The sequence below is a fragment of the Acinetobacter sp. ANC 4636 genome, assembly GCF_054454555.1.
Genome location: NZ_JBTKVD010000027.1, coordinates 1 through 12900 on the forward strand (window position 1 = coordinate 1; position 12900 = coordinate 12900).

General features: G+C 34.4%; 16 protein-coding genes. 9 read left to right on the forward strand and 7 right to left on the reverse strand.

Annotated elements, in window-relative coordinates:
• Positions 1–208: 208 nt before the first annotated feature.
• Together ACX1N5_RS15365 and ACX1N5_RS15370 are read left to right on the forward strand one after the other, a co-directional pair.
• A complete protein-coding gene (locus tag ACX1N5_RS15365; protein ID WP_151776318.1) occupies positions 209–496 on the forward strand; it encodes a BrnT family toxin in 288 nt (95 codons plus the stop codon).
• Entirely contained in the window at positions 483–797 is a 315-nt protein-coding gene (locus tag ACX1N5_RS15370) for a BrnA antitoxin family protein (RefSeq protein WP_458803493.1), read from the forward strand. The genes ACX1N5_RS15365 and ACX1N5_RS15370 overlap by 14 nt, the downstream gene beginning before the upstream one ends.
• A 72-nt stretch (positions 798–869) precedes the next feature.
• Here ACX1N5_RS15370 and ACX1N5_RS15375 read toward each other — a convergent pair whose 3' ends face one another.
• From ACX1N5_RS15375 to ACX1N5_RS15390, 4 genes are all read right to left on the reverse strand, one after another.
• Entirely contained in the window at positions 870–2195 is a 1326-nt protein-coding gene (locus ACX1N5_RS15375; RefSeq protein WP_458803491.1) for a protein kinase domain-containing protein, read from the reverse strand.
• A 401-nt stretch (positions 2196–2596) separates the two neighbouring features.
• Positions 2597–3403 carry a DNA adenine methylase gene (locus ACX1N5_RS15380; RefSeq protein ID WP_458803490.1) on the reverse strand — a complete coding sequence of 269 codons (807 nt, stop codon included), beginning with the start codon at positions 3401–3403 and terminating at the stop codon, positions 2597–2599.
• Positions 3387–3575 carry a Com family DNA-binding transcriptional regulator gene (locus ACX1N5_RS15385; RefSeq protein WP_458803642.1) on the reverse strand — a complete coding sequence of 63 codons (189 nt, stop codon included), beginning with the start codon at positions 3573–3575 and terminating at the stop codon, positions 3387–3389. The genes ACX1N5_RS15380 and ACX1N5_RS15385 overlap by 17 nt, the downstream gene beginning before the upstream one ends.
• A gap of 110 nt (positions 3576–3685) precedes the next feature.
• Complete coding sequence (locus tag ACX1N5_RS15390; RefSeq protein ID WP_458803488.1) at positions 3686–4279, reverse strand: recombinase family protein; 594 nt, start codon at positions 4277–4279, stop codon at positions 3686–3688.
• A gap of 683 nt (positions 4280–4962) precedes the next feature.
• Here ACX1N5_RS15390 and repM point away from each other — a divergent pair.
• From repM to ACX1N5_RS15405, 3 genes are all read left to right on the forward strand, one after another.
• Positions 4963–5898: a replication initiation protein RepM gene (gene repM, locus ACX1N5_RS15395; protein WP_458803486.1), complete on the forward strand. Its 936-nt coding sequence runs from the start codon at positions 4963–4965 to the stop codon at positions 5896–5898.
• Between the two features lie 75 nt (positions 5899–5973).
• A complete protein-coding gene (gene parA / locus ACX1N5_RS15400) occupies positions 5974–6609 on the forward strand; it encodes a ParA family partition ATPase (protein ID WP_458803484.1) in 636 nt (211 codons plus the stop codon).
• Positions 6610–6645: 36 nt separating this feature from the next.
• Positions 6646–6849, forward strand: coding sequence for a chromosome partitioning protein ParB (locus ACX1N5_RS15405; RefSeq protein ID WP_111895948.1), 204 nt, complete (start codon positions 6646–6648; stop codon positions 6847–6849).
• A gap of 452 nt (positions 6850–7301) precedes the next feature.
• Here the strand turns inward: ACX1N5_RS15405 and ACX1N5_RS15410 are convergent, their stop codons facing one another.
• From ACX1N5_RS15410 to ACX1N5_RS15420, 3 genes are all read right to left on the reverse strand, one after another.
• Positions 7302–8405 (reverse strand): hypothetical protein, encoded by a 1104-nt coding sequence (locus tag ACX1N5_RS15410; RefSeq protein WP_458803643.1) that lies wholly within the window; start codon positions 8403–8405, stop codon positions 7302–7304.
• A gap of 86 nt (positions 8406–8491) precedes the next feature.
• Positions 8492–9589 (reverse strand): hypothetical protein, encoded by a 1098-nt coding sequence (locus ACX1N5_RS15415; protein WP_458803480.1) that lies wholly within the window; start codon positions 9587–9589, stop codon positions 8492–8494.
• A 221-nt stretch (positions 9590–9810) separates the two neighbouring features.
• Positions 9811–9987: a hypothetical protein gene (locus ACX1N5_RS15420; protein WP_458803478.1), complete on the reverse strand. Its 177-nt coding sequence runs from the start codon at positions 9985–9987 to the stop codon at positions 9811–9813.
• Positions 9988–10168: 181 nt separating this feature from the next.
• Here ACX1N5_RS15420 and ACX1N5_RS15425 point away from each other — a divergent pair, with 181 nt between their 5' ends.
• The 4 genes from ACX1N5_RS15425 to ACX1N5_RS15440 all read left to right on the forward strand — a co-directional run bounded on the left by ACX1N5_RS15425 (position 10169) and on the right by ACX1N5_RS15440 (position 12813).
• A complete protein-coding gene (locus tag ACX1N5_RS15425) occupies positions 10169–10828 on the forward strand; it encodes a hypothetical protein (protein WP_458803476.1) in 660 nt (219 codons plus the stop codon).
• Positions 10829–10842: 14 nt separating this feature from the next.
• The gene (locus ACX1N5_RS15430; RefSeq protein ID WP_458803474.1) at positions 10843–11028 is read left to right on the forward strand and encodes a hypothetical protein; all 186 of its coding nucleotides are present in this window, start codon (positions 10843–10845) and stop codon (positions 11026–11028) included.
• A gap of 164 nt (positions 11029–11192) precedes the next feature.
• On the forward strand, positions 11193–11618 hold the full coding sequence (locus ACX1N5_RS15435; protein ID WP_458803472.1) for a hypothetical protein: 426 nt from the start codon (positions 11193–11195) through the stop codon (positions 11616–11618).
• 292 nt (positions 11619–11910) lie between these two features.
• Positions 11911–12813 (forward strand): DUF4145 domain-containing protein, encoded by a 903-nt coding sequence (locus ACX1N5_RS15440; protein ID WP_458803470.1) that lies wholly within the window; start codon positions 11911–11913, stop codon positions 12811–12813.
• Positions 12814–12900 lie beyond the last annotated feature (87 nt).

The following is a 12900-nucleotide window of genomic DNA, read 5'->3' on the forward strand; positions in this document are numbered from 1 at the left end:
GAATTAAGTTAAAACAATATAAATCAATAACTTAATAAATTTAAAGAAATCCAAAAACATCAAAAAAGCCGACTTTGAAACATGTCGGCTTTTTTATGCTCAATTCTGGAATCTTTCGCCAATAAAATTGGCTAAAAAAAAACTCTATTTAGCTTGAGTAATACAGTTTTGTGATACATTATTGTATATACAAATTTGAATGTTTTTTATGGAACAGTATTTTGAATGGGATGAGGCGAAGAATCGAAAGAATCAGAAAAAGCATGACATCTCTTTTGAAACTGCAAGCCTTGTATTTGAAGATCCTCTGCGGATCTCGATCCAAGACAGACATACCAATGGCGAAGAACGTTGGCAAACGATTGGCATGGTCAAAGGCGTACTAATGCTGTTAGTTGCTCACACCATTTTTGATGAAGATGACTGTGAAATAGTACGGATCATTAGCGCAAGACAGGTAACAAAAGCGGAGCGAGATAAATATGAGCATGGTTAGATACTCACGCAAAGAACTGAATGAAAAATTCGGTGACAAGCAAGATGCTGAAATTAAACGCTTGCTTGCCAAAGGAACTGTGCCTGATGATCAGCTAGATCTTTCAGATATTCCTGAAATTACTGACTGGAGTAATGCTGCACGTCAGAATCAATTCTATCGTCCAGTGAAGCAGCAAACCTCTATTCGCTTAGATGCTGATGTACTTGCATGGTTCAAAGCACAAGGTAAGGGCTATCAAACACGTATGAATGAGATTTTGCGGGATGCTATGCTAAAAGAATTAAAAAATCATCAATAAAAATGGGAGCTTAGGCTCCCATTTTTAACTTAATATAAGAAATTTATATTAAAAATATTTACTTAATAGTAATTAACGAGAAATCACTTCCAAATAATTTCTAATATTTTCTGATTTACAAGCACTACGTTCTATGTCTTCAACAAACGTCTCTTGGTTATCTCGCATCACATTAACGGCTCTTTCCGCTAAACTTTCATTATCAATATTTTTAATAATATTGGCACAAGTTTCCATAGCAGCATATCTATTCATATATACAGCAGATTTAATTGCCAAATCTAAAGCCTTAACTTTATTCTCTAAGTTAACGTCTTTTGAGTTAATCAATATATGCATTATTTTAGCTATTGTTTCAGCAAATGCCCAAGCATAGTGTTGTGACTCTACAAATTTCTCATAAAGATTGAGGAAGTCTCCTAAAGTATTTTGCAGGTTTGGATCAGATAGAACTTTAAAGAAAGTAGGGCTAGATATTTCTTCAATAACTTTGAATAGGTCATCATCATCTAGATGAAGCATTTGATCTACAAACTGTTTAATCTGGCTAGGTTCGTATCTCCCTTCTGATTTCAATAAATTTTTAATAAATTCTAAGTGTGCCTGAGCCTCTGCCAATGCTCCTCTTCTTTTTAATATTACATCAAAGCTGAGCTCTATAGCTTGTTTCATTTCAGCTAAATTACTAAAACGTCTATCTTTTGTAGGAGCACATGCTTTATCTAATACATATTGTAATGAACTATGTATAGTTTCATGTTGTCTAAAGTAAGTAGGGTCAATATTGGTTAATAATGCATAGATACTTTTTCCTAACATAAAGATATCAGCTTGAGCATCTGCATATTTAAAACCATTATCTTGGAATTCTGGAGGAAGAAATCCATGAGTACCCCAAGAATCAGAACTCACAGTAAATCTAGAAATTGAATTTGGCTCTAAACCTAATCCAAAATCAGATACAACAATATGATCCCCATTAATTAAGAAGTTTTGAGGTTTGATATCCCGATGATAAATACTCTCACTATGCAATTCGCTAATACAATCGATCATCTGATTTATAATCTTTTCTTGCTTAATATGATCTTTAGCTAATACTGTATGAAGCTTGCATAAGTCCCCTTGCTCATAGAAGGGCATAACAAAATATGGAGGAGAATGTTCAAAATTATAATGTAATATTTGAACTACTTTTTCATTACCTTGAAATTTACTGACTAAACGGACTTCTCTTTTAAAGCGCGATAAATATTCTTCACTAGTCTCTCTACAATATTTTAAAGCAAGAGTTCCTTGGTATTCCCCTGTCAGATCTTTAACCAATAAGACTAACCCCATGCCTCCATTGTCACTACATAGACGAACTACTTCAAACCTTTGATCAAATACTTGCATGTAGAATTCCAAAATTTACTTAAATATTGATTTTATTTGTTTTTCCAATAAAAAATATACTGCTAAAGTATTTTAATAGTAGAAACAGAGTGAATCTAAAATTAACAGAATACACATTATACTAGAGACCTTGTCCTTGAACTTTCTGAACATTTATTTAACATAAATCTCTTATACAAAATGAAAAAAGCCCCGACATCCTATCGGGGCTTTTTTCGTATTTGCGTCTTAGGGTTAACTCCTGTCATCCCTCACGTCCTGATGCTCGAACTTATTATTTTTGTTTGATGTTCTGGAACTTCCTGTTCCTGATGACTTCATCATAGCAAATCCAGTATTGCTGCCTACTGGCAAATTTCCTGAATCCTTGTCAGTAAATGCTTACACCAAAAAACAGTTGATCAGAAATTATAAATAATTAACTCATTACCGTTATGCTCTTCATGCGCTACCTTGCTATTCACAGACCAACGTATTTTTTTCTGGGCCATCTGGTAGCCTTGAAATAGCTCTCTTACTTCTGGGATATCATTCAAGCTTAAAATGAATTTTCCCCGAATCTGGTCTAATTGGGCTTTTAAATCATAAAAATCTTGTTTCGACCAAATTCCCTTGCCATACATGTTTTCACAGTCCCAGTATGGTGGATCTAGATAAAATAGCGTTTCAGGCCCATCCATTCTTTTTAGCATATACGTGTAACTGTTGTTTTCAATCACCACATTTTGCAAACGCTCATGAATTGAAACCAGATGAGTTCTCAATTCATCACCGAGTTTGAGTCGGCTTTTTCGATCACGGGAATAAGAAAACGAACCATCCAGCTGGCATCCAAATGCAGCACGGAGCAAATAATAGAATTTTGCTGCACGTTGAATATCAGTTAAGCCCCTATCATTTTTGCGCATTTCGTTAAATGTCGTGCGTGAAAACAACTGCAATTCAAACTCTGCCAAGAAGGCATCAAAGTGAAATTTTAAAATACGGTACAAGTTGATCAGGTCATCATTGATATCATTGATCACTTCCACTGGGGATTCTGTCTTTTTAAACAGAACCCAGCCTGCCCCACCAAACACTTCAACATAGGTTTTGTGCTCAGGCATCATCTCAATGATGGTACGTGCCAATTGTGATTTACCGCCTAACCAGCCGCTAAAGCTATGCCCTTTAGGGTTATATTTTACGAGTTCATTGGTTTGTGTCATGGATCTTACCCGATACAGAAAGTTGCTCTAGGCAATCAGGTAAGGCACTCTGGGTGCTCATATAAGAATTGATGTTTTTACAACGTGGGCATTTAATTTCTAATTCATTAAAACCATTCACTTTTGCCAGCAACTTGGAACAGTTTCGGCACTTAATACACAGCAAGTTCAAGAATAAAAAAACTCTTCAAAGTCAGAAAACATGCTCGATATTCTATAAGCTTTGATGAATCTCGACACCCATTCAGAGTTCTTAGCGGAGTATTAAGACTATAACTCTTGTTAAGCCAACTTTGCTACTCGATACACAGTTGCCACCCCTACCCCAACCGCTTTGGCAATTTCCTCACGGGTCATTGTCTCCACTTGCAATAACTGCTTGATTCGCTCATGTTTGGCTGTGTTGGCTTTCTTACCCGAAGGTTTATAACCTGAACGCAATAAGCCCTGTTTAATGCGTTCCCGACGTTTATCATTGTCCAGTCGTGCCATCGTTGCTAGTAGATCAATCAGCATGGCATTTACCACATGTAAAATCTCGTTGGTCATACCATCCTGAATCATACCGTGTGTAGTTGGGAGATCCGCCACAATCAACTTTAAGCCCTTTGCCTTGATTTGCTGCTTTAGTGTATCAAAATCGTCTTGAGAGAGCCGTGACAAGCGATCAACACTCTCAACCAGCAGAATGTCCCCCTGCTCTGACTCATTCAGCAATTTGCTCAATTCAGGGCGATTGAGCTTTGTCCCAGAGAAGTTTTCGATGTAAGCAATAAAATGATCCGCATAATTTTGGCTAAACAGGATCAAGTCATCCAAGGCTCTTTCTGCATCCTGATCTTTGGTGGATGCTCTTACATAAATTCTAACGGTCATAAGCAATCATTTAGACTTAAAGTTTAAAGTAAAATAATAAAATTCATAAATCGCATGATTTACGCTTTAAATGATAGTTTATTGATAGCATAAAAGCAAAAACGATCATTTTCTTTTTTATGTATAGATTTTTGATAGATTTAAAACTCTTTTATTTGGGTATAAAGACACAATTCCCCACCTAAAATTTTGCTGTTTAATTTAAGCCAAAAATTATTCATAAAGAAAGATAGTTAATTCAGTTTCTTAAGTTTTTCCCATAAAAGGTATAAAGTAAAATGGTATATCTTTTTCTAGTTTATTAAATTAGATGAACAAATTGAATTTCTATTGTTATAAAGACACAATATCCCACCTAAGTCTTTTGAAGTTAAAGATAGAATTTGATTTAGTGCAAAAAAACATCAAAAATTTGATATTTAAAAATAGAAAAGAGGTTTTTAATTATTTTTAATTATTTTTAATGTTTTTAGAAAAGCTGAAAGCCTTGCTATATAAGCATTTCAGAGGATATAAAGACACAATACCCCACCGATAAAGACACAATACCCCACCGATAAAGACACAATACCCCACCGATAAAGACACAATACCCCACCTTTAAGACACATTGATTTATGTTGTGCTATTAATCGCATTGTGATTTAATGTGTCTTTATTAAAAATCTAAATAAGAGCGAGTCATGGGCGACCTAGTCGTAAAAGATAATGCCTTAATTAATGCAAGTTACAATTTAGAAGTTTCAGAACAGCGACTTATTTTATTATCCATTGTAAAGGCACGGGAAACTGGTACAGCAATTGATGCAACCAGTACTATTCGTATTCATGCGAGTGACTATATGCAACGTTTTGGTGTTGATAAGCATGCAGCTTATGAGGCATTAAAGAACGCAGTTCATAACCTATTTGGACGTCAATTTAGTTATTCAATTATGGATGCTGAAACAGGAAATAAAAAAACAGTAAAGTCACGCTGGGTTCAGAAAATTGCTTATATTGATGATTCTGCAATTTTAGAAGTTGCTTTTACAATTGATGTAGTGCCGTTAATCACTCGTTTAGAACAGAATTTTACAAGCTATCAACTGAAGCAGGTTAGTCAGCTCACCAGTAAATATGCAATTCGTTTATATGAGATGCTGATCGCATGGCGGGATGTTGAAAAAACTCCAGTGATCGAGATCTCTGATTTTCGCTATAAACTGGGTTTAGCTGAGCATGAATATAAGGCAATGAATCACTTCAAGAGCCGTGTACTAGAACCCGCAATTGAACAAATTAATAAATTTACCGATATCAATGCAGAATATGAGCAGTTTAAATCTGGGCGTGTGATTACAGGATTTCAGTTTAAATTTACACATAAGCGTAATAAACCGAACCATCTTCTTACGGAGAGAGATCTTAATACTCCAGACCTCTTCAACGGATTGACTGAAAAACAGATTTCATTATTTGCAAATAAATTAGCACATGACCATGCCTTTTCTAGTAAGTTTGCTGAAGCTGGAGAAGAATATAAAGATGTTGAAATGCGCTTAATTAAAAAATTGGCTGAACCTGAATTTGTGCAGAAGTATTTGAAAGATCTAGAAAGATTAGGGTTTAAAATCTAAGTTGATTTTTACTCAAAAACTCATATACTCAAATGAGTTAAAAATCATTTGAGTAAAAACTCATAAGAGGAACAAATGAAAGTAATTGCAGTCTTGAATCAAAAAGGTGGTTCTGGAAAGACCACTATTGCAACTCACCTTGCCAGAGCATTACAAAAACAAGGTTATAGTGTTTTATTGGTTGATTCAGATCCGCAAGGTAGTGCGCGTGACTGGGCAGCAGTCGACGAAGAAAATCCCGTAACAGTTATTGGTATTGATCGCCCAACAATTGATCGTGATTTGAAATCTGTCGCAAAGAAAGATTTCGTCGTAGTTGATGGCGCTCCACAGGCATCTGATCTAGCGATTTCTGCAACTAAAGCTGCTGACTTTGTTTTGATTCCTGTACAGCCATCGCCATACGATATTTGGGCAACCTCTGATTTGGTTGATCTGGTTAAACAGCGTATCGAATTGACTGATGGAAAATTACAAGCTGCATTTGTAGTTTCGAGAGCAATTAAAGGCACAAAAATTGGCGCTGAAATCTCAGAAGCTTTATTGGGTTATGAGTTACCTGTACTAGAAACCAAGATCACACAACGTGTGATTTACCCAACCAGTGCCGCTAATGGCACCACTGTATTGGACATGGAACCAAATAGTGAAGCATCGAAAGAAGTAGATGCTTTGGCATCTGAAATTGTTAATAAGTTTTTGAGTAATTGAGTCTTTACTCATTTGAGTTTTGGGGTTTTTAATTAAATGAGTTTGTTACAAGCTGGTCGCCCAAGCAAAGGTGCAAAAGAAACTAAACTTGAAGATGTCTCTGAAAGTGTAAAAACGATTCGGGTGAATTTTGATTTGCCAGAAGATTTACATACTGAATTGAAGATGTATGCTTTAAAGGAGAAGAAGTCTGTAAAAGAAGTTCTGACAGAGCAGATTAAACAGTTATTAGATAAATAATTTATTGATGTCTATATTCAAGAAGCCAATTAGTTAACTGGCTTCTTGAATAAGAAAGAGTAAGAGAATTCAAAAATAGGATAAAAAATCAGGCTTATTTTCTAAAGTAGCTTTTATATAGGTGTTTTGTTGTAACATTACTCAATTACTCAATTACTCAATTACTCAATTACTCAATTACTCAATTACTCAATTACTCAATTACTCAATAAGCAAAGTGGTATATTATAAAAATATAAAATCATGTTACTATATGTTTTTGCTTTAATTTATAAAAAAACATCATGAACAACATCCAACCTAAAAAAGTATTGATACCTCTTGCTATAGGCATCTTTGCTATACCTCTTATTTTCTCTTGGTTTACCCTGCAAAAAGGCTATAGCAAAACACCAAAGATTGTTAGTTTTAGCTAGCTAGTTTTAACAATACTATTGTCACTCTTATTCAATTCAGGATATGACATCGTTATATCTTCTTTCAACTTCTTTATATATTTCATCAATTGTCATATCTTTATAATATTCATCTTTCAAAATAAAAGGCAATGCTTCCTGCACTAATTCATCATACAAAGGATCATTTAAATATTTAGCAAAAGCTAAACGATTGAATACAGCCCCACCTGTAATATAGTATTTTTCGTCACCATGATTAAACCATTGATTTAAAGTTTCTAAATCTTTATGTTGCTCAGCATCATAGATTAAAAAATCATAAATTTGCTTAAAAATACCTTCAAGCTGTTTAGGATGTGTGATTGCTAAAGGTTTGCCCTCAATTCCATGCAGTTCTGGTATATATTGTAAAGTAAAACCTTTAATAGAATGGTCTCTAGGAATCCAAAAAGCTTTATTTTCAGAATACTGAATATAAGTACTCAATGAGACTTCCGAATATCCCAGTTCATATTTAGATAAATTAGATGCCGTTAATATAAGAATTTTTTCATATATATTTTCACTAAAATCCCTATATAAACAAACACCGTTATTATATTGATTTTTTTTTGTTTCTTCCGTAAATTTTATTTTTTCTCTATATTGCATCAGCCATGCTCTATAAAAATCTGCTAATTTTTTTTTACTAGCTGGTAATGCTTTAAATTGGCTTAACTGATCTTTGGTAATGGGTTGAACTGTATCTAGCCAGCGTTGAATACTGGTCTGTTTTGGAAATATATTGTCTTTGCTGAAGAAGATATACGCCCCTGCATCAAAGCCGACCACATCATATTTTATAATCGCTTCAACAACAATTTTATATAAATATTGACTCTTTTCAAAGAAATAACGATCTATATCCAACACATTCTCTTGTGTAGGGACAATATAACCCTCTGCATTATCAAAGAAATCTATAATATCCTGATCAAAGTTTTCTGAAAGTTCTGGGTCAGTCACTGCTTTAATAATAGCACGTAAACATTGTTCTAGATTATCGCTATACCCGATATTCTGTGGATGAGTTGCATAATATTCAGCTTGTTCTAATGTAGTAATTTTTACATCGGGATGATGCTGCTTTGCATCCCAAATATAAAATAATGAGGACATTTTTATTCCTTTTAAGATGATTAAGTTTGGATTAGAAATAAAGTAGGGATGGCTCATTCATCCCTATTATTTTTTATATATTATTTTCAACTTTCTAAAATATTTTGAATTTCTTTTTCCAGTCTTTCATGAAACTGCTCTATCGTCATATCTTTAAAATACCTATGTCTATTTACATAAGGCATAGCTTCGCTAACCAATTGGTCATATAAAGGATCATTCACATATTTTGCCAACACTAAACGAGAGATTGCCCCCAAACCTGTAATGTATTCTTTTTCATCACCATGGTTCAGCCATTGATTTAATGTTTCTATATCTTGATGTTTCTTTGCATCGTAAATTAGAAAATCATGCACTTGGTCTAGAACATGCTTTAGTTGGCTAGGCTCACTAAAATGGCTTGGCTCACCTGTTATACCATGAACTTTTGGTAAATATTGTAAAGTATAACTATCAATTTGATGCTCACGTAGTATACGTATAGCTTTCTTAGATGATACTTGAATATAAGTTAATAAACTAATGTCGTGATAAGCTAAAACTTCTGTTTTACCTGAACATAGAATTAAAATACCTTCATAAAGTTGCAGATCAAAATCTCTAAAATAGCTATTTAACTGATTAAATTGATTATTTTTAATCTGTCTTGAAAAATTTAAAGTTTGCTTATTTAACTCGATCCATTGATCTGCAAATATACTCAATTTTTCTTTAGTTGGCGGTATTGCCTTAAACTGCTCAAGTTCTTCTTTTGTAACAGGCTTTACCGCATCTAGCATCCGTTGAATGCTTTGCTGATCAGGGAATATTTTTTCACGACTGAAAAATATATATGACCTTGCATCAAAGGCAACCAAGTCATGTTGGCGTAAAGTTTCAACTAAAACTTTATATAAATATTTACTTTTAAATAATAGCCCCTGTTCAATTTTAAAGACATTATCAACAGCATCAAAATAACGTTTTACATTGGTAAATGATGCAATAATTTCTTCATCAAAATTAACGGCAAGTTCGGGATCAGTCACAATGCTTTCTACATCAAGTAGCCAAGTTTTTAACTTATGTGTAAAACCAATGGCTTGTGAGTTGGTCGCATAATATTCAGCTTGTTCTAATGTAGTAATTTTTACATCGGGATGATGCTGGTTTGCATCCCAAATATAAAATAATGAGGACATTTTTATTCCTTTTAAGATGATTAAGTTTAGATTAGAAATAAAGTAGGGATGGCTCATTCATCCCTATTGTTTTTTTATATGAACCGTACCGATTTTATCGGAGACTGTTTATTTAAGTTAGGCCACCTGACCTAACGCATTCATCTTATTATAGTACACTGCTTCAAACTGAAATGGCGATACATAGCCAATTGCACTATGCAGCTGTTTTTTTTATTGAATCAATCGTCCCGATCTAAAGCATAACCATCGACAGGCTTACCGTTTAAGTCGGTAACTTCTACATGATGAACACATTGCACAAAAAGCTCACCATTTTGCAGCTCACCTTCAAATTTTAGATGTAGCAAATGATTGTCATCAGTAGCAATAACCGCTTCATGAGCAGAAAAGTCCATTTTTTGAATGGAAAATGTATGGAAGGGGTAGGAAGTTGAACTTCTACTGGTGGCTTAAAGGCATAAGCTGCGGTTAAGCCGATGAAAATGAGATGGTTTGTTGTATGATTACTCAATGTGTCGTTAAAAGTGAAATCATGTTACTATATGTTTTTACTTAAATTTATAAAAAATAAACAACATGAATGACATTCAATCTAAAAAGGTATCGATACCTCTTGCTATAGGCATCTTATTTTCCTCAATTTTTTTAATTGCTTGCTCTGATGATACGAGTGCAAAAAAAGATGAAAAAACTAAAGAAATCATAGTATCGAGTGAGGTCGCAAGTAGCACCGCAACCTCTAAGCCAAATATATCGAGTGATAAGCAGCAAACAGGCTTAAAAATTACAGCAGAACAGTTCAGAAAGAATTTTGACACGCTAACCGTGCCACTGGGGCTGCAAAAGCTCAAAAAATTTCAATATGAGAAAGATGGAAAAAGTTTCAAAGTTGAACTAGAGCCAAATTTTTATCTGATCGGTCAAGTAGATCAGAATAAAAACATTCAAAAACTGGCAGTAACTTTAGTTTTGAGTGAAGCCAATAAAGGAAATTTAGCTCAACAAGCCGATGTACTTGGCGGTATTGCGCTTACAGCAATAAAAGCACTAGATGGCAATAAAGTTGATGAAAAGCGTGATGATACTGTTCAGAATACTTATGAATCATTGTTGAATGACCCTGTAACTAGACAAGGGGCAAATCAAAAAGATGGCGTATATAAAAACTTTACGATTTATTCAGCCTTTGTTCCTGATTTATCCTCAATTATCATTAGTTTTGAACCAAACCACTAAAATAGGTGAATAAAATGAAAAAACTTGTATTACTTATGATGGTAGCGACTGCAACAACAGGTGCATTTGCCCAGCCACACCACTATAAAAAAACAGTACACCACAAAACGTATAAACATCATGTGCATAAGCATAATTCTAAAAAAGAGACTTGCTGGCGCACAAACACCCACACAGGTGCAAAATTCCGAATTTGCTAATTCCAAATAAAAAAGCAGGACATTCCTGCTTTTTTTACGCGCCCTCCAAAACACTCACCACCTGCTCATAATCTTCCCGATCTAAAGCATATACCACGGATCTGGAGCTTGAAATCTTCTTTCCTGATGCCGATGATGTTTCTAATTTGTTTGAAGACCAGTTTGTGACGGAAAAAGATAAAAAATGGACAGGGGTGGTGGTCTATTATCAGGAAGGCAGCAAAGCCATTCCGATTAAAAAAGGTGATCAGAGCCATCCGAAGCATTTCAGTTATTTGTATGAAAGCAAAGCAGCAGCCCAGCAACGCGCCAATCAGGAATATTCCTTGCTGGATTTAGAAACAGGCAAGTTTAAGGCACATAATCAACTGGAGATGAAGCCTTATACAGGAGTAAAAGCCCAATATACGATTGGGAAAAAACTATCACCTCGTTACTGGGTCACGCTAGGGGATCAGTCCAATGCTAAAGTGATCAGTCATGTCTATCACAGCAAGAAAGCAGCAGAAAAGAGATTAAAACGTGAATTACCAAGGCTGAATGCTAGAAGAAATATGATTCAGCAGGTGAAAGCGGAAATTAAAAAATAGAGAATATTCTGATGCAATTCTTGAGAATCACTAAGCAAAAACGTAGAACAATGCTCATAAAATAGATGTGGAACATGAAGAATCCACTAAAAAGCCCGATTGATGACAATCAGGCTTTAATATAAAATATAAGATGCCGAATTCAAAGAAGTTATTTTATAGGTTTTGTATAACGACCATTATGTTAATTTTAGAAAAACTAAAATTTATCACTATTATTTATTTCTATAAATCTTTGCTGTTAGTCCGCTACTATATTGATATGTTTGATCATCGAGTAAAAGGGTTATAAATGGACGAGAAAAAAATATCACCTCTTATGCCAAAGGAAGCTTTAGAGTACTTTTTGGATGGTGAATCTAGTAATCGACTATATCTCCGTGCGACAAGCATTAGAAATTGCCTTGAAAATATTGTTGAGACGATATTTGTTCACATATTAAATGATGAGCAAAAGAAGGGGTGGGAGAAGAAAAAATTATTCGATCGCTTAAATGTATTAAGCGACTTTTTCCCAGAGGAAAGATCGGAAAGAATTCACGAAATTAGAAAAATTGGTAATAAAGGTGCTCATCAAAGTGGACACAAAGAGCTCAAGGAAGAAGATCTTGACTTATCTTTAAAGGATTTAAGCCTAATCTGTGAATGGACCATTGCGGCATACTTTGTAAAGAATGGATTTATTGAGCATCCTTGGATTCCAACGGTTTTCAGCACCCTACCACCGATATATCGAATTCGTACTTTAGAAGAAGTATTGGCTTCTGAAGCCAGCAAAATTAAATGCGTTGAGGTCATCAACTATTTAGAAGATGTTCAGCATTATCATACGCAAGTGATTTTGGGTAAAATGATACCAAAAGCTTATAAAGAGCCATCAGATAACGAAAAAAGACTTGGCGGTTTTCTTCTACTTATAGATAAATTAGCTATGGCTTACTTAAAAAATAGGGAAAGGGTAAAAAGCATACAGTTTGTCGAGGATATGTATGGCAGAGGATTTGTTAATAATCTATTTAAAGAGCAGATGCTAGATAAACTTGAAGTCCTTTGGGAGGAAATTGATAATCTTCCAATATCTGCTAATTTAGAACAAACTAGAAAAAATTTAGAACAAATTTTACCTGTCGTAAAAAAAGAGGAGGAATCCCTTTTTGTTACTCTCTTCACTGCAATAACATCACAATGTAGCTAAGCCACTGAATGCTGCATTAGATTACTTCATATCGAAGGTTTCTAAATAAAACGATTTAACATAATGGTCGTTATGTGAAATGAATTA